The sequence below is a fragment of the Sphingomonas vulcanisoli genome, from assembly GCF_011761305.1.
Classification (GTDB): Bacteria; Pseudomonadota; Alphaproteobacteria; order Sphingomonadales; family Sphingomonadaceae; genus Sphingomonas_I; species Sphingomonas_I vulcanisoli.
The window spans coordinates 579120-603663 of the sequence record NZ_JAAOZC010000001.1 but is presented as its reverse complement, the minus strand read 5'-3'; the positions used below and the strand labels follow the sequence as shown (position 1 = coordinate 603663).

26 protein-coding genes and 1 pseudogene are annotated in these 24544 nt (G+C 63.9%); 11 read left to right on the top strand and 16 right to left on the bottom strand.

Annotated features, from left to right (window positions below; translation table 11 throughout):
• Positions 1-51: 51 nt before the first annotated feature.
• The 8 genes from rseP to rpsB all read right to left on the bottom strand — a co-directional run bounded on the left by rseP (position 52) and on the right by rpsB (position 7196).
• Complete coding sequence (gene rseP, locus FHS31_RS02810; protein WP_167071794.1) at positions 52-1170, bottom strand: RIP metalloprotease RseP; 1119 nt, start codon at positions 1168-1170, stop codon at positions 52-54.
• On the bottom strand, positions 1167-2330 hold the full coding sequence (locus tag FHS31_RS02805; RefSeq protein ID WP_243843209.1) for a 1-deoxy-D-xylulose-5-phosphate reductoisomerase: 1164 nt from the start codon (positions 2328-2330) through the stop codon (positions 1167-1169). The genes rseP and FHS31_RS02805 overlap by 4 nt, the downstream gene beginning before the upstream one ends.
• A gap of 4 nt (positions 2331-2334) precedes the next feature.
• Positions 2335-3102, bottom strand: coding sequence for a phosphatidate cytidylyltransferase (locus FHS31_RS02800; RefSeq protein ID WP_167072043.1), 768 nt, complete (start codon positions 3100-3102; stop codon positions 2335-2337).
• Positions 3103-3107: 5 nt separating this feature from the next.
• Complete coding sequence (locus FHS31_RS02795) at positions 3108-3854, bottom strand: isoprenyl transferase (RefSeq protein WP_167071792.1); 747 nt, start codon at positions 3852-3854, stop codon at positions 3108-3110.
• Positions 3851-4408 carry a ribosome recycling factor gene (frr, locus tag FHS31_RS02790; RefSeq protein ID WP_167071790.1) on the bottom strand — a complete coding sequence of 186 codons (558 nt, stop codon included), beginning with the start codon at positions 4406-4408 and terminating at the stop codon, positions 3851-3853. The genes FHS31_RS02795 and frr overlap by 4 nt, the downstream gene beginning before the upstream one ends.
• 2 nt (positions 4409-4410) lie before the next feature.
• The gene (pyrH, locus tag FHS31_RS02785; protein WP_167071788.1) at positions 4411-5136 is read right to left on the bottom strand and encodes a UMP kinase; all 726 of its coding nucleotides are present in this window, start codon (positions 5134-5136) and stop codon (positions 4411-4413) included.
• 234 nt (positions 5137-5370) lie between these two features.
• Positions 5371-6309 (bottom strand): translation elongation factor Ts, encoded by a 939-nt coding sequence (gene tsf / locus FHS31_RS02780; RefSeq protein ID WP_167071786.1) that lies wholly within the window; start codon positions 6307-6309, stop codon positions 5371-5373.
• 134 nt (positions 6310-6443) lie between these two features.
• A complete protein-coding gene (gene rpsB, locus FHS31_RS02775; RefSeq protein WP_167071784.1) occupies positions 6444-7196 on the bottom strand; it encodes a 30S ribosomal protein S2 in 753 nt (250 codons plus the stop codon).
• 260 nt (positions 7197-7456) lie between these two features.
• Between rpsB and FHS31_RS02770 the strand changes: the two genes are divergently transcribed.
• Positions 7457-7678: a hypothetical protein gene (locus tag FHS31_RS02770; RefSeq protein WP_167071782.1), complete on the top strand. Its 222-nt coding sequence runs from the start codon at positions 7457-7459 to the stop codon at positions 7676-7678.
• On the opposite strand, the gene FHS31_RS02765 is transcribed toward FHS31_RS02770, so the two are convergent.
• Positions 7641-8390, bottom strand: a complete 750-nt coding sequence (locus FHS31_RS02765; protein ID WP_167071780.1) for a CDP-alcohol phosphatidyltransferase family protein — start codon at positions 8388-8390, stop codon at positions 7641-7643. The genes FHS31_RS02770 and FHS31_RS02765 overlap by 38 nt on opposite strands.
• 34 nt (positions 8391-8424) lie before the next feature.
• Positions 8425-9159, bottom strand: a complete 735-nt coding sequence (locus tag FHS31_RS02760) for a phosphatidylserine decarboxylase (RefSeq protein ID WP_167071778.1) — start codon at positions 9157-9159, stop codon at positions 8425-8427.
• A gap of 121 nt (positions 9160-9280) precedes the next feature.
• Between FHS31_RS02760 and FHS31_RS02755 the strand changes: the two genes are divergently transcribed.
• Entirely contained in the window at positions 9281-10498 is a 1218-nt protein-coding gene (locus FHS31_RS02755; RefSeq protein WP_167071776.1) for an NADP-dependent isocitrate dehydrogenase, read from the top strand.
• A 176-nt stretch (positions 10499-10674) separates the two neighbouring features.
• On the top strand, positions 10675-11451 hold the full coding sequence (gene purC, locus FHS31_RS02750) for a phosphoribosylaminoimidazolesuccinocarboxamide synthase (protein ID WP_167071774.1): 777 nt from the start codon (positions 10675-10677) through the stop codon (positions 11449-11451).
• Positions 11452-11474: 23 nt separating this feature from the next.
• Here purC and gorA read toward each other — a convergent pair whose 3' ends face one another.
• A complete protein-coding gene (gorA, locus tag FHS31_RS02745; RefSeq protein ID WP_167071771.1) occupies positions 11475-12824 on the bottom strand; it encodes a glutathione-disulfide reductase in 1350 nt (449 codons plus the stop codon).
• Between the two features lie 226 nt (positions 12825-13050).
• On the opposite strand from gorA, the gene FHS31_RS02740 reads away from it, so the two are divergent.
• Entirely contained in the window at positions 13051-13515 is a 465-nt protein-coding gene (locus FHS31_RS02740) for an Hsp20 family protein (RefSeq protein WP_167071762.1), read from the top strand.
• A 69-nt stretch (positions 13516-13584) separates the two neighbouring features.
• Here FHS31_RS02740 and FHS31_RS02735 read toward each other — a convergent pair whose 3' ends face one another.
• The gene (locus tag FHS31_RS02735; RefSeq protein WP_167071758.1) at positions 13585-13785 is read right to left on the bottom strand and encodes a DUF465 domain-containing protein; all 201 of its coding nucleotides are present in this window, start codon (positions 13783-13785) and stop codon (positions 13585-13587) included.
• A 145-nt stretch (positions 13786-13930) separates the two neighbouring features.
• Between FHS31_RS02735 and purB the strand changes: the two genes are divergently transcribed.
• Positions 13931-15238, top strand: coding sequence for an adenylosuccinate lyase (gene purB, locus FHS31_RS02730; RefSeq protein WP_167071755.1), 1308 nt, complete (start codon positions 13931-13933; stop codon positions 15236-15238).
• Between the two features lie 90 nt (positions 15239-15328).
• Here the strand turns inward: purB and FHS31_RS02725 are convergent, their stop codons facing one another.
• A complete protein-coding gene (locus FHS31_RS02725) occupies positions 15329-16630 on the bottom strand; it encodes an AmpG family muropeptide MFS transporter (RefSeq protein ID WP_208408494.1) in 1302 nt (433 codons plus the stop codon).
• 407 nt (positions 16631-17037) lie between these two features.
• Here FHS31_RS02725 and FHS31_RS16335 point away from each other — a divergent pair, with 407 nt between their 5' ends.
• Positions 17038-17661, top strand: coding sequence for a PEPxxWA-CTERM sorting domain-containing protein (locus FHS31_RS16335; protein ID WP_167071752.1), 624 nt, complete (start codon positions 17038-17040; stop codon positions 17659-17661).
• A 13-nt stretch (positions 17662-17674) separates the two neighbouring features.
• On the opposite strand, the pseudogene FHS31_RS02715 reads toward FHS31_RS16335, so the two are convergent.
• Positions 17675-18581 (bottom strand): annotated as a pseudogene (locus FHS31_RS02715) (LysR family transcriptional regulator).
• A 91-nt stretch (positions 18582-18672) separates the two neighbouring features.
• Between FHS31_RS02715 and FHS31_RS02710 the strand changes: the two are divergent.
• Positions 18673-19656: an aldo/keto reductase gene (locus tag FHS31_RS02710; protein WP_167071748.1), complete on the top strand. Its 984-nt coding sequence runs from the start codon at positions 18673-18675 to the stop codon at positions 19654-19656.
• A gap of 18 nt (positions 19657-19674) precedes the next feature.
• Complete coding sequence (locus tag FHS31_RS02705; RefSeq protein ID WP_167071746.1) at positions 19675-20079, top strand: (R)-mandelonitrile lyase; 405 nt, start codon at positions 19675-19677, stop codon at positions 20077-20079.
• 12 nt (positions 20080-20091) lie between these two features.
• Here the strand turns inward: FHS31_RS02705 and FHS31_RS02700 are convergent, their stop codons facing one another.
• Complete coding sequence (locus tag FHS31_RS02700; protein ID WP_167072041.1) at positions 20092-20514, bottom strand: response regulator; 423 nt, start codon at positions 20512-20514, stop codon at positions 20092-20094.
• Between the two features lie 96 nt (positions 20515-20610).
• On the opposite strand from FHS31_RS02700, the gene FHS31_RS02695 reads away from it, so the two are divergent.
• From FHS31_RS02695 to rsmD, 3 genes are read left to right on the top strand one after another with little or no spacing between them, the layout of a single operon-like run.
• Complete coding sequence (locus FHS31_RS02695) at positions 20611-21873, top strand: cation:dicarboxylate symporter family transporter (RefSeq protein WP_167071744.1); 1263 nt, start codon at positions 20611-20613, stop codon at positions 21871-21873.
• Positions 21870-22697 (top strand): pseudouridine synthase, encoded by an 828-nt coding sequence (locus tag FHS31_RS02690; protein ID WP_167071742.1) that lies wholly within the window; start codon positions 21870-21872, stop codon positions 22695-22697. The genes FHS31_RS02695 and FHS31_RS02690 overlap by 4 nt, the downstream gene beginning before the upstream one ends.
• Before the next feature lie 28 nt (positions 22698-22725).
• The gene (gene rsmD, locus FHS31_RS02685; protein WP_167071740.1) at positions 22726-23280 is read left to right on the top strand and encodes a 16S rRNA (guanine(966)-N(2))-methyltransferase RsmD; all 555 of its coding nucleotides are present in this window, start codon (positions 22726-22728) and stop codon (positions 23278-23280) included.
• Here rsmD and FHS31_RS02680 read toward each other — a convergent pair.
• Positions 23240-24511, bottom strand: coding sequence for an MFS transporter (locus FHS31_RS02680; RefSeq protein ID WP_167071738.1), 1272 nt, complete (start codon positions 24509-24511; stop codon positions 23240-23242). The genes rsmD and FHS31_RS02680 overlap by 41 nt on opposite strands.
• Positions 24512-24544 lie beyond the last annotated feature (33 nt).

The window sequence follows — 24544 nt, the reverse complement described above, 5'->3', positions numbered from 1 at the left end:
TAAGTCTTTACCGGGGCCCCGGTCCGGCGGTGCCGCCCTGCCCCATCCTCTTCAACCGATCAAGCCGGCAAGCTTTTGCCAGAGACCAAGCGAGCCCAGATCGTTGAGCGTCACGAAGGCCATGAAGCCGAGCAGCAGCACCAAGCCTGAACGAAATGCCCATTCCTGCACCCATTCGGGCAATGGCCGCCGCCGGACGCCCTCGAACAGATAGAAGAAAAGGTGCCCACCATCCAGCATGGGGATTGGCAAGAGGTTGATGAAGCCGAGATTAATCGAGATCATCGCCATGAACTCGATCACCGCCAGCGGGCCCATCGAAACCTGCTCGCCGGAGAATTTGGCGATCTGGATCGGGCCGCCCAATTCCTTGGCCGATCGCCGTCCGGTGACGATCTGGCCGATCACGTCCACCATCGTGCGGACGATCCCGAAGGTGTGATCGGCCGACGCCCTGGCAATCTCGATCGGGCCGGCGGGCGCGATCTCCGCCGGACCGGGCGCGATCCCCAGCAGCCCGCGCTCCATGACGTTGCCGAAGCGATCGGTCTGCTTATCCGTGCCCGCGACTGCCGAGAGCGTGATCAGCCTGCCGCCGCGCATCGCCTCGATCGTCATCGCCTCGCCGGGACGGAAGGCGACGAACTGCGCGATATCCTCGAACCGATCGACCTCCCGATCGCCGACGCGCGTGATGCGGTCACCCACGTGCAGCCCGGCCCTTTCCGCCGCCGAATGCGGCAGGACGATGCGGATCACCGCCGGCGTGCGCGGCACACCGAATGCGGCAAAGAAGCCCGCGAAGATCGCGATGGCGAGCAGGAAGTTGGTTACCGGCCCCGCCGCGACGACAAGAAAACGCTGCCACAAAGGCTTGGCCTGGAAGGTCTGCGCGCGCTCTGCCGGCGGCAAGCGCAGCCAGGCAGGATCGCTGCGGCCCGAAGGCCCCATGTCGCCCGCGAACTTCACATAGCCGCCGATCGGCAGCATCGATAGCTTCCAGCGCGTGCCGCGCTTGTCGTTCCAGCCGGTGATCTCGCGGCCCATGCCGATCGAGAAGACCTCGGCCTTGATTCCGAACAGCCTGCCCACCCAATAATGGCCAAGCTCATGCACGAAGACCAAAGGCCCGATCACGATCAGGAAGCCGAAGAGCGCCAGAAGGATCATGCCGTCACCATCTCCACCCGCTCGCGCGCGCGAATCCGCGCCTCGCTGTCGATCGCCAGCACGTCATCGATCGTGTCGGGCGCGACCGGCCTATAGGCTTCGAGCACTTTCCCGACGATTAAGGGGATATCGAGAAAGCGCGCGCGATCGTTGAGGAAGGCGTCGACCGCCACCTCATTGGCGGCGTTGAGCACGGCGGGATCGGCGCCCCCCGCCTCCAGCGCATCCATCGCGAGGCGGAGCGCGGGGAAACGATCGAGATCGGGCTCCTCGAAATCGAGACGGCCGACGCGGGCAAGATCGAGCGGCGCCATCGGCGTCGCCATGCGATCGGGCCACGCCAGCGTGTGCGCGATCGGCACGCGCATGTCGGACGGACCAAGCTGGGCAAGCATCGATCCATCGATATAATCGACGATCGAATGGATGATCGATTGGCGGTGAATCAGCACCTCGATCCGATCGTGCGGGATCGGGAACAGCCGCGCCGCCTCGATGATCTCGAGCCCCTTGTTCATCATCGTCGCGCTATCGACCGAGATCTTGGCGCCCATCGTCCAATTGGGATGCGCGACGGCCTCGGCCCGCGTGACGTGGCGCATCTGCTCCAGCGTGCTGTCCCGGAACGGGCCGCCGCTGGCGGTGAGGATGATTCGCCGCACCCGTTCCGGCCGCGCGAAATCGAAGCATTGGAAGATGGCGTTATGTTCGGAATCGGCGGGCAGCAATGTCGCACCATGCGCCTTTGCTGCCGCGAGCACGATATCGCCCGCCGCCACCAGCGGCTCCTTGTTGGCCAGCACCACGGTCTTGCCGCCGGCGATCGCCGCCATGATCGGCTTGAGCCCGGTGCAGCCGACGATCGCGCCCATCGTCCAGTCGGCGCCGCGTGCTGCCGCCTCGATCACGGCATCGTCACCGCCCGCAGTTGCGATCCCCGTCCCTGCGAGCGCCTCGCGCAGCGCGGGCAGGCAGGTCTCGTCGGCGACCACCGCAATCTCGGCATTGGTGCGGATCGCGGCGGCGGCGAGCTTTGCGACGTCGCGGTGCGCGGTCAGCGCGCGGACCTGAAAGCGTTCGGGCTCGCGCTCGATCAGGTCGAGCGTCGAGGTGCCGATCGAGCCGGTCGCCCCCAGGATCGTGATACTGCGAACGCTCAAACACCTACCCCGCGAGATTGCCGTTGGCGACCAGCGCACCGACCACCACGGCGACGGGCACCAGCCCATCCAAGCGATCGAGCAACCCGCCATGCCCCGGCAGCAAACGCCCCGAATCCTTGACCTCGGCACGCCTTTTCAAAGCACTTTCATAGATATCGCCCAGCTGCGCCACCACCGCAAGCGGCGCACCCAGCCAATAATAAGCCAGGCCGAGCCGCACGCCGAACGCGACCAGTGCCCCGATCACCAGCGCCGCGATCACGCCGCCGCCAAGCCCGGCCCATGTCTTCTTGGGGCTGAGCTTGGGCGCGAGCAGCGGCCCGCCGATCGAACGGCCCGCGAAATAGGCGCCGATGTCGGTCGCCCAGACGATCAGCAGCGTCCACAAAGTCACCGCGATCCCGTGCTGCCCATCGCGCAGGAACAGCAACGCCACGATCGGAAAGCCCGCATAGCAAAGCCCCGTGCCGATCCGTCCGCTGTTGGTGAGCAGGCCGACGACCAGCGCCAGCCCCACGAACGCCGCCACCGTGGAACGATCGGCGCCCCACCATAGCGGAAAGGCCAGCGCTAGACCCGCCGCCATGCCGGCCAGCGCGACAGTCAGCCGCGGCGCGCTGGCCTTGGCGAGGCCGCACCATTCGGCGAGCATACCCAACCCCATCAGCGCCGCCAGGACCCACCAGGCGATGCCGCCGAGCACCAGTGCGAGGATCGCCACCGCGGCGAGGCCGACGCCGACCGTCGCCCGAAGCTTGAGATCGCCCATCCCGCTCACAGCCCGCCGAACCGGCGCTCGCGCTGTACGAAGCATTCCAGCGCGCTCTCCAGCGCCGCGCGATCGAAATCGGGCCACAAAGTCTCGGTGAACAACAGCTCGGCGTAAGCGGCCTGCCACAGCAGAAAATTGGACAGCCGGCTCTCGCCCGAGGTGCGGATGACCAGATCGAGCGGCGGCAGATCGGCGGTATCGAGACGGGCCTCGATCGCCTGCGTGTCGATTGTCTCCGGATCGATCGCCCCGGCCCGCGCTTCCTCGGCCAGCTTGCGCATCGCACGGACCAGCTCGTCCTGCGCGCCGTAGTTGAGCGCCAATGTCACGATCAGGCCGTCGTTCTTGGACAGCCGCTCGCACGCCTCTAGCAGTTGGTTGACCAGATCGGCCTCGAACTTCCGCCACTCGCCGATCAGCCGCAACTGAACATTGTTGCGGTCGAGCGCATCGATCTCGCGGCGCAGATAATGGCCCAGCAGCCCCATCAGGTCCGAAACCTCGGTCGCGGGCCGGCGCCAATTCTCCGAGGAGAAAGCGTAGAGGGTCAGCGCCTGCAGCCCGATTTCGCCGGCGGCGGTGATCGTCCGGCGCACCGCCTCGATGCCGGCACGATGGCCCGCGAGGCGGGGCAGAAAGCGCTTCTTCGCCCAGCGGCCGTTGCCGTCCATGATGATCGCGACATGGCGCGCGCCGCCCACGGCGACGCCTCCCGACGCGACGACCGGACTGGCGGCCTGCGTGCTCACTTGGCGAGGATTTCCTTTTCCTTCGCGGCGGTGGCGGCATCGAGATCGGCGACGGCGCTGTCGGTCAGCTTCTGGACCTCGGCTTCCAGGCGCTTGCGCTCGTCTTCGCTGATCTCGCCCTTCTTCTCGTCGGTCTTGAGCGCGTCCATGCCGTCCCGGCGGACGTTGCGGACCGCGATCTTGGCCTTTTCCGAATAAGAACCGGCGAGCTTGGCGAGTTCCTTGCGGCGGTCTTCGGTCAGGTCCGGAATCGGAATGCGAAGGTTCTGCCCGTCGACGATAGGATTGAGCCCCAGCCCTGCCGAACGGATCGCCTTATCGACCACGCCGACATTGCCCTTGTCCCACACCTGCACCGCCAGCATCCGCGAATCCGGTGTCGAGACGGTGGCGACCTGGTTGAGCGGCATGTGCGACCCGTACACTTCGCAGGTGATGGTATCGAGCAGGCTGGTCGAGGCGCGGCCGGTGCGCAGCCCCTGCAAATCATGCTTCAGTGCCTCGATCGCGCCGGCCATGCGGCGCTCCAGATCGGCCTTGTTATAGGCGGGCATTTCTACTCTCCCTCATTCTGTACGATCGTCGCGACGCCGTGGCCCGACAACACCTGCGCGAGATTGCCTTGCTCGCGTATGTTGAAAACGACGATCGGAATATTGTTATCGCGGCACAAGGCAACCGCGGATGCATCCATCACCTTCAGATTATCCGAGAGCACCCGGCTGAAGGTGACTGTTTCATAACGCTTTGCCGTCGGCACCAGTTTCGGATCGGCATCGTAGACGCCATCCACCGAAGTGCCCTTGAACAAGGCATCGCAGCCCATTTCGGCGGCGCGCAGCGCGGCACCCGTGTCGGTCGTGAAGAAAGGGCTGCCGACTCCGGCCGCGAAAATCACCACCCGGCCCTTCTCAAGGTGCCGCAGCGCCCGGCGGCGGATGAACGGCTCAGCCACCGAAGACATAGGAATGGCGGACTGGACGCGGGTCTCTACCCCGATCTGCTCCAGTGCATTCTGCACGGCGAGCGCGTTCATTACCGTCGCCAGCATACCCATATAATCGCCGGTGGCGCGCTCCATGCCGCGCGCAGCGCCCGCCATGCCCCGGAAGATGTTGCCGCCGCCGACCACGACGCACAGTTCGAAGCCCATCGTCTTGGCGTTGGCGATCTCATCGGCAACGCGCGCGGTGACCGCTGGATCGATCGACAGGCCGCTCTGGCCCATCAGCACTTCGCCGGACAGCTTCAAGAGGATGCGCTTGTACGGCGGCTGCGGCATGCGGCTGGAAACCCGATCCTGATGTGGAAACGGCGCCCACCTTAGAGGGGGGCGCCGTTCCTGAAAACCCTCCCCAGAGGGCGAATTGCGGTAACAAAATTCCTCCCCCGCCAGGGGGAGGTGGCGCCGAAGGCGTCGGAGGGGGAGGACGGCGGTGAACCAGATAGCGCGCCGCGTCCTCCCCTTCCGTCAGGCTGCGCCCGACACCTCCCCCTGGCAGAGGAGGATTAGGCATTAAGCGACCGGCTGCGGGACGCCCGAGGCGGCAGCGACTTCGGCGGCGAAGTCCGACGTTTCCTTCTCGATGCCCTCGCCCAGCTGAAAGCGGACATAATCGGTCAGCGCGATCGAGCCGCCGGCGTCCTTGGCCGCCGCTGCGATCACGTCCTTGATCGGCGTCTTATTGTCTATCACGAAGACCTGGCTGAGCAGCGCATTCTCCTTGCGGAACTTGGCGATGGCGCCGTCCACCATCTTCTCGATGATGTTCTGCGGCTTGCCGCTGGTGGAGGCCTTTTCCATCGCGATCGCACGCTCACGCTCGACGAGCGCCTCGTCGAGGCCCTCTTCGTGCAGCGCTTGCGGATTGGCGGCGGCGATGTGCATCGCGAGGCTCTTGCCCAGCGCCTCGATCTTCTCGACCGGAGCCGAACCCTCGAGGGCGACCAGCACGCCGATCTTGCCGATACCGGTGCCGGCAGCGTTATGGACGTAGGAGACGACTGCGCCCTCGTTCACCGAAACGAGCTTGGCGCGACGGAGCTGCTGATTTTCGCCGATCGTGGCGATGTTGGCGGTCAGCTTCTCCTGCACCGTACCGCCGCCGGGATAGGCGGCCGCGGCGAGCGCGTCGATGCTGTCGCCCGTGGTCAGCGCCAGCTTGGTGGCGGTACGGACGAAATCCTGGAACTGTTCGTTCTTGGCGACGAAATCGGTCTCGGAGTTGACCTCGACGGCCGCGCCCTTCTTGCCCTCGACGACAACGCCGACGAGGCCCTCGGCCGCGGTACGGCCGCTCTTCTTGGCGGCGGTGGCGAGGCCTTTGGTACGCAGCCAATCGATCGCGGCTTCCTGATCGCCGTTGGTTTCGGTCAGCGCCTTCTTGCAATCCATCATGCCGGCGCCCGAGCGCTCGCGCAGGTCCTTCACGGCAGCAGCGGTAATGTCCGCCATTTTGCTATCCTTTCAAGTGTTCGGCGGGGAAGGCGCACCTTCCCCTGACCGTTCGTGTCGAGCGAAGTCGAGACACGTTGATGACAGCGCGAACGTCCCTCGACTTTGCTCGGGACGAACGGGCCGCGGGTGTCTTAAGCCAGCGCTTCCTCAGCCGGCGGAGCCTCAGCGGCGCCGAGATCCTCGCCGCTGTCGCGACGGCCCTGGGCGTTGCCGCGCGTCGCTGCTGTGGCGACGGCATCGCAATAGAGGCGGATCGCGCGGCTGGCATCGTCATTCGCCGGGATCGGGAAGGCGATACCATCGGGCGAGACGTTCGAATCGAGGATCGCGACGACCGGGATGCCCAGCGTGTTGGCTTCCTTGATCGCCAGCTCTTCCTTGTTGGCGTCGATCACGAACATGATGTCGGGAACGCCGCCCATGTCCTTGATGCCACCGAGGCTGAGCTCAAGCTTGTCGCGCTCACGGGTGAGCTGCAGCACTTCCTTCTTGGTGAGGCCGTGCGTGTCGCCCGAAAGCTGCTCTTCCAGCGCCTTGAAGCGCTTGATCGAGCCCGAGATCGTCTTCCAGTTGGTGAGCATGCCGCCCAGCCAGCGATGATTGACGAAATGCTGACCCGAAGCGCGCGCCGCATCCGCGATCGGATCCTGCGCCTGGCGCTTGGTGCCGACGAACAGCACCTTGCCACCCGCGCCGACCGTGGAACTGATGAACTCCAGCGCGCGCGCCATTAGCGGCACGGTCTGCGAGAGATCGATGATGTGGATGCCGTTGCGATCGCCGAAAATGTAAGGCTTCATCTTCGGATTCCAGCGGTGAGTCTGGTGTCCGAAATGCGCGCCCGCGTCGAGCAACGCCTGCATGGAAACGGACGGTGCCGCCATGATAAGTCTCCTAACCCGGTTGAACCTCTGCAGGGCAGGAACCGCTTGAGGAGAACCCCGAGCAGCACCGGTATGGATGCCCCACATGTGGAATGTGCCGCCCATTACAGCCGCCGCGCGGCAATATCAAGGCACGCGAAACGGAACATAGGGCGAATATGTGCTTGACCGGTAGGAACATCGGTGGAACATGGGAACCGAGGTCTACAAAGTCGGTTTCCCTTCCGTTCGTGAAGGTGCCGCGAGCGGGAGTCAGTAGTATGATGCAAGCCTTTGCTACCCTTGCCTTTACCGCCATCGCGATCGGCGCTGTTCTGCTGATCGCACGGGTCTTGGCCCAGGATTGGCATGCGGTTGTCGGCGCGCTTGGGTTCGGTAAAGCACCCAGCGAGTTCACGCCCCTGCCGCCGCGCTATCGCGTCAATTCGCGCCGCGCGACCTATGTCAGGATGGAAGCGACTCCGCTGCGACGCGCCGCGTGACTTTCGCGTAGCTGCGCGAGGCGAACGGGATCATCACCGCATAAAGAATGATCAGCGCGCTCAGTGTCGGCCAGGGCGCGATGAAGAGCGACGTACCGACCAGTGCGATGAGTAACAGCGCGGTCTGCCGCCAGCCCTTGCGCAGGCGGAAGCTGGTCCAGCCGTAGGTCGGCAGATCCGAAATCATCAGTAACGCGACGATGATCGTCCAGGGAGCGACGACGTAGGTCCGCTGGAAAATCTCCATCCCGGTTGAGAGCCATAGGATCAGCGGCAGCAGTGCCAAAGCGGCACCGGCGGGCGCGGGCGTCCCGGTGAAATAGCCGGCGGACTTCTTGGGATTGCCCGCATCGAGCTGCGAGTTGAAGCGCGCCAGCCGCGAGGCGCAGCACACCGCATGGGTCAGCGCGATCACCCAGCCATATTTGGGCACGAACGATAGCGACCACAGGAAAAGGATGATCGCAGGCGAGACCCCGAAGGCGATCACGTCCGAAAGCGAATCGAGCTCGGCGCCGAAGCGGCTGTCCGCGCGCAGCATCCGCGCGATCCGGCCATCGAGTGCATCCAGCACTGCCGAGACCAGGATTGCGCCGACCGCATTCTGCCATTCGCCGGTGATTGCGAAGCGCACCCCGGTCAGGCCGAAGCAGAGCGCCAGCGCGGTGATCGCGTTGGGCGGAATGGTGCGGAGCGCGAGCTCGCGCCGCATGCGGATGGGGCGGTTTATGGGCAGGATGCGATCCTCAGAGCGGCACAGCCCGCGCGGCTTCGGTCTCGCCCAATCGCGCCAGCACCGTTTCGCCGGCGATCGAGCGTTGACCCAAGGCCACCTTGGGCGCGGCGCCCGCGGGCAGATAGACGTCGACGCGGCTGCCGAAGCGGATCAGGCCGATGCGCTGCCCCGCCGCCACCGTATCGCCGGGCTTGACGAACGGCATGATCCGCCGCGCGACGAGGCCCGCAATCTGGGTGAAGCCGATCTTCGTGCCGTCCGGCCCCTCGACCAGCAGGTGCTGGCGTTCATTCTCCTCGCTCGCCTTATCAAGGCTGGCGTTGACGAATTTGCCCGAAATATAGACCACGCGGCGGATTACCCCCGCGATCGGCGATCGATTGATGTGGACGTCGAACACGCTCATGAAGATCGAGACGCGGATCAGCGGCTCCGGCCCGAGCCCATCCTCGCCCATCAGTTCGCGCGGCGGCGAAACCTGCTGGATCAAGGTGATCAGCCCATCGGCGGGGGCCACGATAACCCCCTGCCCCTGCGGCACCGCGCGGATCGGATCACGGAAGAAAGCGGCGACCCAGGCGGTGATGCCGACCATGATCCAGCCGAGGAAGTGCGAGACGAACAGGAACATCACCAAGGTGATGCCTGCCGATATCAGCGCAAACTTGCGCCCTTCGGGATGGACCGAGGGGAAGCGCCATTCGACGGTTGGCGTGGTTTCCGGACGTTTTTCGAGGGAGCTCATCGCTCCTCTCTACGGGCAGGCGTCCCCTTATATCAACACGGCTGTCGCAACCGTCGCGGTTGAAACCCCCGCCCCTGCGTCTTAGGAGGCGCCCAAACCTCCCACATTGGAAAGCAGACGCATGGCGAAGATCAAGGTGAAGACCCCGGTCGTGGAGCTCGACGGGGACGAGATGACGCGGATCATCTGGCAATGGATCCGCGAGCGCCTGATCCTCCCCTACCTCGATATCGATCTGAAATATTACGACCTTTCGGTCGAGAAGCGCGACGAGACCAACGATCAGATCACGATCGACAGCGCCAACGCGATCAAACAATATGGCGTCGGCGTGAAATGCGCGACGATCACCCCCGACGAACAGCGCGTCGAGGAATTCAAGCTCAAGAGCATGTGGAAATCGCCGAACGGCACGATCCGCAACATCTTGGGCGGCACGATCTTCCGCGAGCCGATCGTCATCAAGAATGTGCCCCGACTGATTCCGGGCTGGACCGATCCTATCGTAGTCGGCCGTCATGCCTATGGCGATCAGTATCGCGCCACCGATTTCCTCGTACCCGGCCCCGGCAAGCTCAAGATGGTCTGGACCGGCACCGACGGCAAGACGATCGAGAAGGAGGTGTTCGACTTCCCTTCGTCGGGCGTGACGATGGGCATGTACAATCTCGACGATTCGATCGCCGATTTCGCGCGCGCCAGCATGAACTATGCGCTGGATCGCCGCTGGCCGCTCTACCTCTCGACCAAGAATACGATCCTCAAGGCCTATGACGGCCGCTTCAAGGATCTGTTCGCCGAGGTTTATGAGAAGGAATTCAAGGACAAGTTCACCGCTGCGGGCATCATCTATGAGCATCGCCTGATCGATGACATGGTTGCCTCGGCGCTCAAGTGGAGCGGCAAGTTCGTCTGGGCCTGCAAAAATTATGATGGCGACGTTCAGTCCGATCAGGTGGCGCAGGGCTTTGGCAGCCTCGGCCTTATGACCTCCGTGCTGATGACGCCCGACGGCAAGACGATCGAGGCCGAAGCCGCGCACGGCACGGTGACGCGCCACTATCGCCAGTTCCAGCAGGGCAAGGCGACATCGACCAACCCGATCGCCTCGATCTTCGCCTGGACCGGCGGCCTCAAGTTCCGCGGCAAGTTCGATGACACGCCCGAGGTCACCAGGTTCGCCGAGGTGCTGGAGCGCGCCTGCATCCAGACCGTGGAAGAGGGCAAGATGACCAAGGATCTCGCCATCCTGATCGGCCCCGATCAGGCGTGGATGACCACCGAACAATTCTTCGAAGCGATCGTCCAGAATCTCGAAAAGGCGATGGCTGCGGCCTGATTCCCGCTTGGCCCGATGTGAAAGGCCCGCCTCCAAAGGGCGGCGGGCCTTTCCGTTGCGGATGGGCCGGCGATCCCGTATAGGCCCGGCAACACACCCCGAACGCGCCGCCGGTTTGGCCCAGCGCGCCGGGGTTTTTCTCTTTCGGCCCGATCGGGCCACGTCCGGAGAGCGCGATGACCCGCCGCCGCCAGATCTACGAAGGCAAAGCCAAGATTCTCTATGAGGGCCCCGAACCGGGCACGTTGATCCAATATTTCAAGGACGACGCCACCGCGTTCAACGCCCAGAAGAAGGGCACGATCAGCGGCAAGGGCGTGCTCAACAATCGCATCAGCGAGCATGTCTTCACCCTGCTCGGCAATATCGGCGTGCCGACCCATTTCATCCGCCGCCTCAACATGCGCGAGCAGCTGATCCGCCAGGTTGAGATCGTGCCTATCGAGGTCGTGATCCGCAACGTCGCGGCGGGCAGCCTCGCCAAGCGGCTGGGGCTTGAGGAAGGTCTGCAGCTTCCGCGCACGATCATAGAATATTATTACAAGGACGATGCGCTCGGCGATCCACTGGTGAGCGAGGAGCATATCGCCTGCTTCGGCTGGGCCAGCCAAGAGGAGATGCACGACATCGCCGATATGGCGATCCGCGTGAACGATTTCATGAGCGGGCTGTTTGCGGGGGTCAACGTGCGGCTCGTGGACTTCAAGCTCGAATTCGGCCGCGTTTACGACAATGATTACAGCCGCATCATCCTGGCCGACGAGATCAGCCCCGACGGCTGCCGCCTGTGGGACATGACCACCAACGAAAAGCTCGACAAGGATCGCTTCCGCCAGGATCTCGGCGGCGAGGTCGAAGCCTATCAGGAAATCGCGCGGCGGCTGGGCCTGTTGCCCGAGGGCGAGAATACCGTTCTCGACATGGCCGAGCATCGGAAGAACCGGGGGAAGTAAGCCTCTTCCAGCGGTGGGGCCTACTACCGCATCAGCACCAGTTCTTCGGCCATGCTAGGGTGCAAGGCCACCGTCTCATCGAACTGCGCCTTGGTCAGCCCGGCCTTCACGGCGATCGCCGCCGCCTGAAGAATTTCCGGCGCGTCAGGGCCGATCATATGAATGCCCAGCACCACATCGGTCTCGGCATGGACGACCAATTTATAGAGCGAGCGCTCGTTGCGACCGGCCAGCACATTCTTCATCGGCCTGAAGTCTGACGTATAAGTCTTTACCGAGCCATATTTATTCCGTCCCTGCGCTTCGGTCAGGCCGACCGCTCCGATCGGCGGATGGCTGAAGACCGCGCTTGGAATGCAATCGTAATCGACGCGGTGCGGCTTGTTGCCGAAAACGGTATCGGCAAAGGCTTGGCCTTCGCGGATCGCGACCGGGGTGAGCTGGACGCGGTTGGTGACATCGCCGACCGCATAGATGCTATCGCAGCTGGTTTTGCTATCCTCATCGACCGGGATCGCGCCTCTCTCATCCAGCGTGATGCCCGCGCTCTCGAGACCAAGGCCATCGGTCAAGGGCCGGCGGCCGGTCGCAAACATCAGCACATCACACGCGATCGGCTCATGATCGCCGGTGACATGCACGAGCAAGGAGCCATCCTCCTGCTTCACCACTTTCTCGAAAGCCGCGTGGAATTTGAAGGTAATGCCCTTCGTTGTTGCGATCTGGATCAAGCGATCGCGGATCTGTTCGTCATAGCCGCGCAGGATCACGTCGGTGCGGTTGACCATCGTCACATGGCTACCGAACTGGTGGAAGATGCCGGCGAATTCGTTGGCGATATAACCCGCGCCGGCGATCACGATGCGCCTGGGCACGGCGTCGAGATCGAACGCCTCGTTGGAGGTGATTCCATATTGGTGGCCGGGGCATGTCGGAATATCCGGCGTCGCGCCGGTGGCAACGAGAATATATTTGGCAGTTAGCTCGCGCCCGCTCGCCAGCCGGATGCCGTGCGGCCCGGTGATCTCCGCGCGCTCGCGGATCACCTCGACCTTATTGTTGACCAAAGTCTCGCCATAGACGCCCTCGAGCCGCTTGACCTCGTTCAGCACATTGTCGCGCAACGTGGTCCATTCGAAATCGCAATCGGGTACGTTCCAGCCGAAGCGGCGCGCATCGGCGAGATCCTCGGCGAAGTGCGCCCCGTAGACGAGCAGCTTCTTTGGCACACAGCCGCGGATCACGCACGTGCCGCCGACGCGATATTCCTCCGCCACCGCCACCTTCGCGCCGTGCGCCGCCGCAATCCGGCTGGCGCGCGTCCCGCCCGATCCGGCGCCGATCACGAAAAGGTCGACGTCATATTGGGCCATGCGTGCACATCCTGTCTTGATTACCGCCCCGCCCTATCCTTGCAGGCCGAGCGGCGTCGACCCCTAACGTCGGATCGATGCGGTCGCTCCGCAAGGTATCTTGAAGCCGGTTTTGCCCGCCCTATCTCTACGCCGCCGACCCCGTCGCCTCATGGGGCGGGCGCGGCACGACCGGGGGCGCTGCCACCGGCTGTTTCAATCGCTTATACGAAGGATTGGAGACTTTATGCGTACGTTCGATTTTGCCCCACTGCTCCGCAGCTCGATCGGTTTCGAGAATATCAACCGCCTCGTCGATCTCGCTACTCGCGGCGAAGGCGACAGCTATCCGCCTTACAACATCGAGAAGGTCGGCGAAGACGCCTATCGCATCTCGATGGCCACCGCCGGTTTCACCCGCGACGAGCTGGAGCTGACCGCGCAGGACAATGTTCTGATCGTCACGGGCCGCGCCGAGCCCAGCGAAGGTGAGCCCGGTCGCGAGTTTTTGCACCGCGGGATCGGCAAGCGCGCGTTCGAGCGCCGCTTCCAGCTCGCCGACACGATCCGCGTGACCGGCGCCGGCTATGCCGACGGTCTGCTCAACATCGAGCTGGTCCGCGAAGTGCCCGAGCACAAGAAACCGCGCACGATCGCGATCGACGGCCAGCAGCCGACGCTCGAAGCGGTCAACGATCGCAAGGCCGCCTAAGCAGCCTTCCTCGCCCATCGCGGCGAGAGCGGACGCCCCTGCTCCTCGCGGAGTGGGGGCGTTTTGCTATCAGGCGATGATGTCGGGGATGAGCTGATCTTCGAGGTGCGCGATCTCGTCCTTCAGCGCGAGCTTGCGTTTCTTCAGCCGCGCGATCTGGAGCTGATCGGAGGCCGGCGCGAAGGTCAGCGCGTCGATCGCGGCATCCAGATCGCGATGCTCCTGGCGCAGCGCCGCAATCCGCCCGATGAGCTCCGCTTCATTGTTCACGCCGCGCCCCGCTTGCCCTTGAGCAGCGGTCGTTACGGCCTCCACAGGCGGCGCTCAAGGCCCAAGCGGCGCAGAATCGCGCGCTTGCGGCGAACGCTGGACCGCTGCTAGCGGCAGCACTCCCTCCCGTCCGAAGGCCCGGCCCATGATCCCCCGCTATTCCCGCCCCGAGATGGTCTCGCTGTGGGCGCCCGAGACGCGCTTCGCGATCTGGTTCGAGATCGAGGCGCACGCCACCGACGCGCTCGCCGAGCTGGGCGTGGTGCCCCGGAGTGCGGCCAAGGCACTGTGGGACTGGTGGGCAACCAAGCCGGTGATCGATGTCGCGCGGATCGATGCGATCGAGGCGGTGACCAAGCATGATGTGATCGCTTTCCTCACCTGGGTGGCCGAGAATGTCGGCGACGAGGCGCGGTTCATGCACCAGGGCATGACCAGCAGCGATGTGCTCGATACCTGCCTCGCGGTGCAGCTGGCGCGGGCCTCGGACATCTTGCTCGCCGATCTCGATGCGCTGCTGGAGGTGCTCAAACGCCGCGCGTTCCAACATAAATTGACCCCAACGATCGGCCGCAGCCACGGCATCCATGCCGAACCCGTCACCTTCGGCCTCAAGCTGGCCGAGGCCTATGCCGAGTTCGCCCGCGCGCGGAAGCGGCTGGTGGCGGCGCGTGAGGATATCGCGACCTGCGCGATTTCGGGCGCGGTGGGCACCTTCGCCAATATCGATCCGCGGGTGGAGGCGCACGTCGCGGAGAAGCTCGGGCTCGCGATCGAGCCGGTTTCGACGCAGGTGATCCCGCGCGATCGGCACGCGATGTTCTTCGCAACGCTGGGCGTGATCGCCTCCTCGATCGAGCGGCTGGCGATCGAGGTGCGCCACCTGCAGCGCACCGAAGTGTTGGAAGCGGAGGAATATTTCTCGCCGGGGCAGAAAGGCTCCTCGGCGATGCCGCACAAGCGCAATCCGGTGCTGACCGAGAACCTCACCGGTCTCGCGCGCATGGTGCGGAGCGCGACCATCCCCGCAATGGAGAATGTCGCGCTGTGGCATGAGCGGGACATCAGTCATTCGTCCGTGGAGCGCTACATCGGGCCGGATGCGACGATCACGCTTGATTTCGCGCTCGCGCGGCTGACGGGTGTGATGGACAAGCTCGTCGTCTATCCGGCCCGGATGCAGAAGAACCTCGATCGCATGGGCGGCCTCGTCCATTCGCAGCGCGTGCTGCTGGCGCTGACGCAGGCCGGGGTCAGCCGCGAGGATTCGTACCGGCTGGTCCAGCGCAATGCGATGCAGGTTTGGGAGAGCGACGGCGAATTGTCTTTGCTCGAACTGCTCAAGGGCGACGATGAGTTGACGCTATCGGATGCGGAGCTCGAGGCGCTGTTCGATCTCGGCTATCATTTCAAGCAGGTCGATACGATCTTCGATCGGGTGTTTCAGTCCTGATCCTCCCCGGCACGGGAGGTGGCATCGCGCAGCGATGACGGAGGGGGCTCACAATCCAGCGCAGTATCGGTGGACGGCCCCTTGATCGTGCTACGCACCGTCCCCCTCCCCGTGCCGGGGAGGATCTGAGGTTGCGGGGCTGAGGCGCTTGAGCAGCAGGAACAGGACCAGCGACGGCAGCGCGATCAGCCCTGCACCGATGAAGGCGAAGGAATAGGCGCCGATCAGGCCGTGCGTAGGCTGCAGCCCTTCAACCGCGGCGCCCGAGAAGCCTTTGAAGAATTTCCCCGGCAGCGCGTAGGTCGATGACAGCAGGGCATATTGGGTGGCGGTGTAGCCGAGGCTCGTCAGGCTCGACATGTAGGCGATCAGGACGACGCCGGCATAGCCTTGCGCCAGATTATCGAACGCCATCACCGCGCCGAACGTGAGCGGGCCATGATCGATCGCGAGCAGCGCGAAGGCCGCCGTCCCGAGCCCCTGCAGCACCGCCCCGGCAATCAAGCTCGGCATCACGCCAAAGCGAACCGACGAGACGCCGCCGAATGCGGTGCCCACCACAGCCGCGATCAGACCGACCGTGCTACGCATCCCGCCGACCATATCCTTGGAAATGCCGAGATCGTGATAATAAGGGTTGTACATCGGCCCCATGATGAAATCGGGCAGCCGATAGAAAGCGACGGCGGCGAGGATCAACGCGGCCAACGCCTTGTATTTCGAGAAGAAAGCGATGAACGGGCCGACGATCGCATCGCCAAACCCGCGCGCGGTCCAGAGCGGCGCCTTGGCCTCTAGCACCGTGTCGGCGCGTTCCGGCTCCGCCGCGAACAGCGTGGCGCCGATGCCGACGACCATCAGGATCGCCATCAGAGTATAGGAGATCGGCCAGCCGAGATGGCCGGCCAGCGATATGATCAGCGCATCGGTGATCAGCAAAGCGATACGGTAGCCAAGCGCGGAGGCGGAGGTCAGCAGTCCGATTTCGCCATCATTGTCGGCAATCTCGATCCGCCACGCATCGATCACGACATCCTGGCTCGCCGCTGCGAAGGCGGTGATCAGCGACATCACCGCAACCGCGGTCAAGCCGCCCTTCGGCCCGGTCACCGCCATGCCCAGCAGCCCGATGGCGACGGTCAGCTGCGTCAAAAGCATCCAGCCGCGCCTGCGCCCGAGGCGCCCGAGCAGCGGCACGTCCGTCCGATCGATGATCGGCGACCAGAAGACCTTGAGCGAATAAGCGAGCCCGACCCAGGACAGGAAGCCGATCGTCGTCAGGCCGATGCCCTCATCGCGCAGCCAGAAGCCGAATGTATTGCCGACCAGCATGAACGGCAGGCCCGAGGAAAAGCCCAGCGCCAGCATCGTCGCGATTTTGGGACGGCGCAATTCACCCAGTATCGCGATGGTGCGCCGCTTGTGTCCTTGCTCCCCCTTCACCGTCCTCAACAAGCTACCCCTCAAAATCACGTCGCTAATGATCTTGATCCCTCACCAGGTTCAAGTCCAGCAGGTCAGTCGGTTCCAGAACCTCGCTGTAGCTGCAAAGCAAATACCGCCGAAACAAGCCAAAACCGCCGGATGAAAATTGGAATAGCGGATTTGAATTAAGAGTGAGCAAGCTCGATCCGCGCAATCACTTCGATAGTTAACAAATTTTTATGGTTTACCAGGTGAAAATACCAAATCCTATGTGAACAAATGTTAACAACAAGCGTTTTAGGATCTGCGTGCCTTGTGTTCGCTCGCTTGTCTGATACTGCGGATGAACGGTACGAGTATTTAAGGTTTGCTAGATGATTAACAGGTTATTGACGGCAGCGGCTATTGTCATGCTCGGCACCGCGGCTCAGGCCGTGGTCATTCCGGATGGATCTTTCGAGACGCCGGCTACAAGCTCCTTTGTCTACAATCCCACGGTGACCGGGGTCACCTTCAATGCCGGATCCGGCGTACAGCATAACGGCAGCGCCTGGGCCTTTGCCGATGCGCCCGATGGCACGCAGACGGCCTTCATTCAGAGCACGTCGAGCTACATCGGACAGATCGATTTTGCTCTAACCGGTCTTACCGTCGGTCAGGTCTATCAGATCGTGTTTGCCGGCGCGGCGCGTCCCGGCGGCTATAGCGACAATCCTTTCACCGTATCCGTAGGCGGTTCACAAATCGGCTCCTACGATATCACCAGTACGATTTGGTCGACTTACACTACGCCCACGTTCAGAGCGAACAGCACCACCGGCACATTGACCTTCGTCGGTTCAGCATCCAGCGGTGATGCCGATGTTGGCATCGATAATGTGCGTATCACCACGGCCCCCGTGCCGGAGCCCGCGACCTGGGCGATGATGATCGGTGGGTTCGGGCTCGTGGGCACGGCATTGCGCCGCAGCCGCCGTATGGAAGCCGACCTAGCCTGAGCGCCTCTTGGCATCAGGATCGATACCGGAGCGCCTCCAGCAGAATCGTGAAAGCGGGTGTCGGCTGGCGGCGGCTTGGATAATAGAGATAATAGCCCGCGAACGGCGGCGTCCAATCTTCGAGGAAGCGAACCAGCCGCCCCTCGGCGATCGGCTCCAGTGCCTCATCTTCAACACCGAAGAAGATGCCCAGTCCGTCAATGGCCGCCTGGATGCCCAGATCAGATCGGTTAACGATGAGCTGCCCCTCGACCCGCACGCGCAGCTCGCGCCCGTCCTTCTCGAATTCCCAGGAATAGAGACCGCGCGCCCGCGACAGCCGCAGGTTGATGCAATTGTGATGAGCTAAATCCTGCGGCGTCAGTGGAGTACAAGCCTGCGCGAGATAGGCGGGGCTGGCGACTGCCGCCATTCGCAACTGCGGCCCGACCGGCACCGCGATCATATCCTTGGCGACATTCTCGCCAAGACGGATGCCGGCATCGAAGCGTTCGGCGACAATGTCCGTGAGGGCGGACTCGGCCGATATTTCGATCGTGATGTCTGGATAGAGTGGCAACAATCGCCGCGCCGCGGGCCAGAGAATGGTGCGTGCGGCGTGATCGGAGGTGGTTATTCGCACCGTGCCGGAGGGCTTTTCGCGCAGCTCGGTGATCGCTGCCAGCCGCGCCCGGATATCATCGATTGCCGGGCCAAGCGTTTCGATCAACCGCGCCCCCGCTTCGGTCGGCGAGACGTTGCGTGTGGTGCGCATCAGCAAGCGAAGGCCGAGGCGTGTTTCCAGCCGCAGCATCGTGTGGCTCAGAGCCGATTGGGAGACATTGAGCCTCGCCGCGGCTCGGGTGAAGCTCCCCTCCCTCCGCCACGGTGAGAAAGGCTGTGAGATCGCCAAGATCCTCACGCCGTAAACCGCTATTCATGAACAGCCTTCATAAGCTCATGCAGCACTTTGCGCCTAATCCGGCAAGTGTTCCGCTCTTATCTCCCGCCTCGAACGATAAGGAGATACTCATGGAAAAGCGGCAGTTGGGCAAAAGCGGGCTCGAGGTTTCGGCGATTGGGCTTGGCTGTATGGGCATCAGCTTCGGGCTGGGTTCGGGCATAGGCAAGGACGAAGGCATCGCGCTGATCCGTGCAGCTTACGATCGCGGCGTAACCTTTTTCGATACCGCCGAGGCTTACGGTCCCAACGTCAATGAGGACCTCGTTGGCGAAGCGCTGGCGCCGATTCGCGACAAGGTGGTGATCGCCACCAAGTTCGGGTTCAAGAATGGCGTGCCGACCGAGGGCGTCGACAGCCGGCCCGAGCATATCCGCGCTGTCACCGAGGCGTCGCTCAAGCGGCTCGGCACCGATTTTATCGATATTCTCTATCAGCACCGCGTCGACCCGGCCGTACCGATCGAGGATGTGGCGGGCACGGTTCGCGACCTGATCAAAGAGGGCAAGGTCAAATATTTCGGCCTGTCCGAAGCAGGCGTCGAAACGATTCGGCGCGCCCATGCCGTGCAGCCGGTCGCGGCGCTGCAGAGCGAATATAGCCTTTGGTGGCGGGAGCCAGAGCAGAAAATCCTGTCAGCGCTGGACGAGCTCGGCATCGGCTTTGTGCCGTTCAGCCCGCTGGGCAAGGGCTTTCTCACCGGCGCGATTACCGCGGACACGAAGTTCGAGGCCGGCGATTTCCGCAACACGGTTCCGCGCTTTGCCAAGGACGCGCGCAACGCCAACCAGCGGATCGTCGACGCTTTGGGGGCCATTGCCGATGGCAAGCGCGCGACCCGCGCGCAGATCGCGATTGCCTGGCTTCTCGCACAGAAGCCATGGATCGCCCCAATCCCCGGCACGACCAAGCTCAGCCGTCTCGATGAAAATCTCGGCGCTGCGGAGATCACGCTTTCGGCAGCGGACTTGGACGCAATCGAGCAAGCGTTGGGCGGTATCGAAGTGCAGGGCGAGCGGTACGCTGCCAGCTACAACCGCCACGTTAACCGCTGATCCCGAAAGGACGATACTATGATCCTCAAGCCCGCCGGATCGCAGCCGTCGCAAGTCGGCCCTGCGGAATGGTTCACCGGCGCCGTCCGGATCGATCCGCTCAACACCGCGCCCGCCCCTGCCCGCCACGCCTGCGCCGCGGTGACGTTCGAGCCTGGCGCGCGCACCGCATGGCACACGCATCCGCTCGGCCAGACTCTGGTCGTCACCGCGGGCAGCGGCTGGACGCAGTGCGAAGGCGAGCCGATCGTGGCAATCCGTGCCGGCGACGTCGTCTGGTGCCCGCCCGGCCACCGCCACTGGCACGGCGCAACCCCGACCACGGCGATGACCCATATCGCCATTCAGGAGGGCATCGACGGCAGGATGGTCGATTGGATGGAAAAGGTTAGCGACGAGGATTATCGGCGCGGGCCCGGCTGAACTCTCATCGGCTTAATCGAAGAGCGTGAGGCCCTTCGGCACGCGCTTGGGTTTCCCGCCGCCGAGCTTGGCGTCCACCGCCTCGATCGTCGCGAGCAGATCGCGCTGATTGTAGGGTTTGGCGAGCACGCCCATCGCCAGCTTGGCTTCGCCGTCCAGATTGGAGCCGGTAACGAAGATCACCGGTATCTTCTTGGCTTTGGCGGCGCGCGCGATGTCCAGGCCGTTGCCGCCATCCGACAGGCTGACGTCGGCCAGTACCAGATCGGGCTTGTGCGCGGCGATATGCGCGGCGGCTTCCGGCACGGTATCGACGGTCGCGACGATCTCATAGCCCGCATCCCGCAGGAAATGTTCGTTGTCGAACGCCACCAGCGGCTCATCCTCGACGATGAGGATGCGGTGGATCTTGCGGGCACGCTTGGCGAACAGCATTTCCGTCTTCACGCTTCCAATCTGCCGGGATCGGCCCGGGGTTGACGACCTCACACTTCTCCCCGACCACCGGCCCTCCTCGTACCGGAGTGCCGCGTGGCCAGGCGACTGACCCTTTTCATCCTCCTTGCGCTGCTCATCGGCATCGCGGTCGGGTTCGCTTTGAATCGGTTGATAGCCGATCCTGCTGCCCTCGTAACGATCACCGATGATCTTTCGATCCTGACCGATATGTTCCTGCGGCTGATAAAGATGATCATCGCGCCTCTGGTGTTCGCAACGCTGGTCGCGGGCGTCGCGCATATGGGCGATACGGCGGCTTTGGGACGGATCGGCGGGCGGACGATCGGGTGGTTCATCCTCGCCAGCCTGGTGTCGCTGACGCTGGGCCTGATCGTGGTCAACATCCTGAAGCCGGGTGTGGGGCTCAACCTGCGGCTGCCTGCCGCCAGCGCCGCGACCGGCGTTTCCACCGCAGCTTTCTCGCTGCATGATTTCTTCACGCACATCGTCCCCGCCTCGGTGGTGGATGCGATGGCGAAGAACGACATTCTGCCGATCGTGATCTTTGCCTTGTTCTTCGGCGTTGGGCTGGCGGCGATCGGTGAGGCGGGGGCGCCGATCCTGAAGGGCGTCGAGGCGCTGTCGGCGGTGATGCTCAAGGTGACGGGCTATGTGATGCGATTCGCGCCGGTCGCGGTGTTCGCGGCAGCGTCCAGCGCGGTGGCCAAGCAGGGCATCGGCATCCTCGCCACCTTCGGCTTCTTCATCATCGGCTTCTATATAGCGATCGCGATCCTGCTGGCGTTGCTGTTCGGCGTCTCGTGGCTGATCGTCGGCCCCTCCACCAAGCGGCTGTTCGGCTATCTGCGCGAGCCCTTCCTCGTCGCCTTCACCACCGCGTCGTCCGAAAGCGCCTTCCCGCGGACGCTGGAGGCGCTGGAACGGTTTGGCGTGCCCGAGCGGGTGGCAGGCTTCGTGCTGCCGCTCGGCTATTCGTTCAACCTCGATGGCACGATGCTCTACTGCACCTTCGCCACGATGTTCATCGCGCAGGCCTATGGCATCGATATCAGCATCGGCCAGCAGGTGGTGATGCTGCTCGTGCTGATGGTGACATCGAAGGGCGTGGCGGGCGTCCCCCGCGCCAGCCTGGTGGTGATCGCCTCGACATTGAGCTTCTTTCACATCCCCGAAGGCGGCCTGCTGCTGATCCTGGCGGTCGATCACTTCCTCGACATGGGACGCTCCGCGACCAGCGTGATCGGCAATGCGGTGGCGGCGAGCGTCGTCGCCAAGTGGGAGGGCGTGCTGGGCGATGGACCGATCCCCGTGGTGACGGTAGCGCGGGAAGCATGAACGCTCCCAAGAAGCCCGCCGCCGCCAAAGACCGACGCGCCTTTCATCGGGTGACCGCCAAGCCGCGGGTCGAGCCCCAGGGCATCCGCCATGAGAGCACACCCAAGACCGGGGACCGCATCGCCAAGCTGCTCGCCCGCGCGGGTATCGCCAGCCGGCGTGAGATCGAGCGGATGATCGAGGAACGGCGGATCGCGCTCGATGGCGTACCGCTGGAAACCCCCGCGACGATCCTCACCTCGCTGCGCGGCGTCACCGTCGACGGCAAGCCGGTCAAGGAGCCCGCCCCTGCCCGCCTGTTCCTGTTCCACAAGCCGAGCGGGCTGCTGACCACCGAGCGCGATCCCAAGGGCCGCCCGACGATCTACGACAAATTGCCCCCGGAGCTGCCGCGCGTGGTGCCAGTCGGCCGCCTCGATCTCAATACGGAGGGGCTGCTGCTGCTGACCACCGATGGCGAATTGAAGCGCCAGCTCGAATTGCCCGCGACCGGCGTCACCCGCACCTATCGTGCGCGGGCGTATGGGAACGTCAGCCAGGAACAGCTCGAGAATCTGATCGAAGGGATCGAGATCGAGGGCGTGCGCTATGGATCGATCGATGCCAATCTCGAACGGCGCACCGGCGCCAATACCTGGATCGAGATGAAGCTGACCGAGGGCAAGAACCGCGAGGTGCGCCGCGTGCTCGAACATCTCGGTCTCAAGGTCAGCCGCCTGATCCGCACCGCTTATGGCCCGTTCGTCCTCGCCGATCTGCCGGTCGGAGGGGTGGATGAAGTGCGCCAGCACGATCTGGTGGTGTTCAGGAAAACGCTGAAATGATACGCCACCGTCCCGGGGAGCAGTTTTAGTGAGGATCATCGCGGGGAAGTGGCGTGGGCGCGTTCTCGCCGCACCGTTGGGGGCGACGACGCGGCCGACCAGCGATCGGACTCGGGAAGCGTTGTTTTCGATGCTGACCAGCCGCATCGGCAGCTTCGAGGATTTGCGTATCGCCGACGTCTTTGCCGGGACCGGCGCCTTGGGACTGGAGGCGCAATCGCGGGGCGCGGCGCATGCTATTTTCATCGATCACGATATCCATGCGATCGCCGCGATCCGCAGAAATGTCGCCACATTCGGAGCGAGCGGGGATATTTTGCCGATTGCGGTTTCCCTGATCGGCAAGGCACGCTCGGAATGCGATATCCTGTTTTTCGATCCACCCTACGGCAGCGGCGGTGCGGGCGCGTTGCTGGAAAAGATGACCCGGCTCGGGTGGGCATCGCCGTCCGCCTGGGCGGCGATCGAGACGGCGGCGAATGAAGAAGTCAGCGCGGGCGGTTGGAATATCGATGCGACACGCACCTACGGCAAGGCGCGGCTCACCGTGCTCGCCCGGCAACCGTCAGCGTCACCAGACTGATCGCCGCGGCGGCGCTGGCATAGAGGCCGACCGGTGCGAGCCCGCCCCTCGCCGCCAGCGCCTGCGCCGCGATCGGCGTGAGCGCGCCGCCCAGCACGCCCGCAAGGTTGAAGGTCATTGAGGCCCCTGTGTAGCGGACGCGCGCCGGAAACAGGCTCGGTAGCCACGCCCCGAGGGGCCCGTAAACAAAGCCCATGCACAACAGCGACAGCGCGAGATAGGCGAACACAAGCGCGAGCGACCCCGATCCCATCAGCGGCGCCATCAGGAAGCCGCAGAGGATCGTGGCGACGCAGCCGCCCATCAGCACCCGCCGCTCATCCCAGTGGCGATCGGCACCATAGGCCGAGACGACGATTCCCAGCGCCATGAACAGGATCGCGCCGAGCTGCACGGCAAGAAAATCGGCCATCGGATAGCCGAGCGTCTTGACGCCATAGCCCAACGCGAAAGCGGTGCTGACATAATAAAGCGCGAAGCAGGCGATGCCGCCGAACGTCCCCACCACCAATTTGCCGAAATGCTGCCCAATCAGCTCCGCGAACGGGATGAGCGGCGGCGGCGCATCCTCGATAGACGCGCAGAATTCCGGCGTCTCGGCGAGCTTGAGCCGGATCCACAGGCCGAAGATCACCAGCACCGCACTGATCAGAAATGGAATGCGCCAACCCCAATCGGAGAATTGCGCAGGCGTCAGTACAACGCCCAGCAACAGGAACAGCCCGTTGGCGGCGATGAACCCCACCGGGGCGCCCAATTGTGGGAACATGCCGAAGCGCGCGCGCCAACCCGGCGGCGCATGCTCCACCGCCAGCAAGGCCGCTCCGCCCCACTCGCCCCCGAGGCCGAAGCCCTGGCCGAAGCGCAGCACGCAGAGCAGAAGCGCGGCGGCCCAGCCGATCGTGGCGTAGGTCGGCAGAAAGGCGACGAGGGTCGTCGAAAGGCCCATCGTCAGGAGCGATGCGACCAAAGTCGACTTGCGGCCGATGCGATCGCCGAAATGGCCGAAGAAGAGCGATCCCAAAGGCCGGGCGATGAAGGCGACGCCGATCGTGGCGAAGGCAGCAAGCTGCTGGGCGGTGGGAGATGCCGCGGGAAAGAAGAGCTTGCCGAAAACCAGCGCCGCAGCCGTTGTGTAAACGTAGAAATCGTAGAATTCGATGCTCGTGCCGACGAGGCTGGCCGCGAGGACGCGCCGTGTCGATGGTGCCTGCATCGAAATTGCCCCCATTTCTGCTCCTCCTCCCCTGCTCTTGATCCCAGC

Bases quoted from the DNA above. Each gene is read 5' to 3' on its own strand.
- rseP (WP_167071794.1), bottom strand. From the start codon at position 1,170: ATGATCCTTCTGGCGCTCTTCGGCTTCCTGATCGTGATCGGGCCTTTG.
- FHS31_RS02800 (WP_167072043.1), bottom strand. From the start codon at position 3,102: ATGGGCGATCTCAAGCTTCGGGCGACGGTCGGCGTCGGCCTCGCCGCG.
- frr (WP_167071790.1), bottom strand. From the start codon at position 4,408: ATGCCCGCCTATAACAAGGCCGATCTGGAGCGCCGCATGGCCGGCGCG.
- pyrH (WP_167071788.1), bottom strand. From the start codon at position 5,136: ATGCCGCAGCCGCCGTACAAGCGCATCCTCTTGAAGCTGTCCGGCGAA.
- tsf (WP_167071786.1), bottom strand. From the start codon at position 6,309: ATGGCGGACATTACCGCTGCTGCCGTGAAGGACCTGCGCGAGCGCTCG.
- rpsB (WP_167071784.1), bottom strand. From the start codon at position 7,196: ATGGCGGCACCGTCCGTTTCCATGCAGGCGTTGCTCGACGCGGGCGCG.
- FHS31_RS02770 (WP_167071782.1), top strand. From the start codon at position 7,457: ATGATGCAAGCCTTTGCTACCCTTGCCTTTACCGCCATCGCGATCGGC.
- FHS31_RS02765 (WP_167071780.1), bottom strand. From the start codon at position 8,390: ATGCGGCGCGAGCTCGCGCTCCGCACCATTCCGCCCAACGCGATCACC.
- FHS31_RS02760 (WP_167071778.1), bottom strand. From the start codon at position 9,159: ATGAGCTCCCTCGAAAAACGTCCGGAAACCACGCCAACCGTCGAATGG.
- FHS31_RS02755 (WP_167071776.1), top strand. From the start codon at position 9,281: ATGGCGAAGATCAAGGTGAAGACCCCGGTCGTGGAGCTCGACGGGGAC.
- purC (WP_167071774.1), top strand. From the start codon at position 10,675: ATGACCCGCCGCCGCCAGATCTACGAAGGCAAAGCCAAGATTCTCTAT.
- gorA (WP_167071771.1), bottom strand. From the start codon at position 12,824: ATGGCCCAATATGACGTCGACCTTTTCGTGATCGGCGCCGGATCGGGC.
- FHS31_RS02740 (WP_167071762.1), top strand. From the start codon at position 13,051: ATGCGTACGTTCGATTTTGCCCCACTGCTCCGCAGCTCGATCGGTTTC.
- purB (WP_167071755.1), top strand. From the start codon at position 13,931: ATGATCCCCCGCTATTCCCGCCCCGAGATGGTCTCGCTGTGGGCGCCC.
- FHS31_RS16335 (WP_167071752.1), top strand. From the start codon at position 17,038: ATGATTAACAGGTTATTGACGGCAGCGGCTATTGTCATGCTCGGCACC.
- FHS31_RS02710 (WP_167071748.1), top strand. From the start codon at position 18,673: ATGGAAAAGCGGCAGTTGGGCAAAAGCGGGCTCGAGGTTTCGGCGATT.
- FHS31_RS02705 (WP_167071746.1), top strand. From the start codon at position 19,675: ATGATCCTCAAGCCCGCCGGATCGCAGCCGTCGCAAGTCGGCCCTGCG.
- FHS31_RS02700 (WP_167072041.1), bottom strand. From the start codon at position 20,514: ATGCTGTTCGCCAAGCGTGCCCGCAAGATCCACCGCATCCTCATCGTC.
- FHS31_RS02690 (WP_167071742.1), top strand. From the start codon at position 21,870: ATGAACGCTCCCAAGAAGCCCGCCGCCGCCAAAGACCGACGCGCCTTT.
- FHS31_RS02680 (WP_167071738.1), bottom strand. From the start codon at position 24,511: ATGGGGGCAATTTCGATGCAGGCACCATCGACACGGCGCGTCCTCGCG.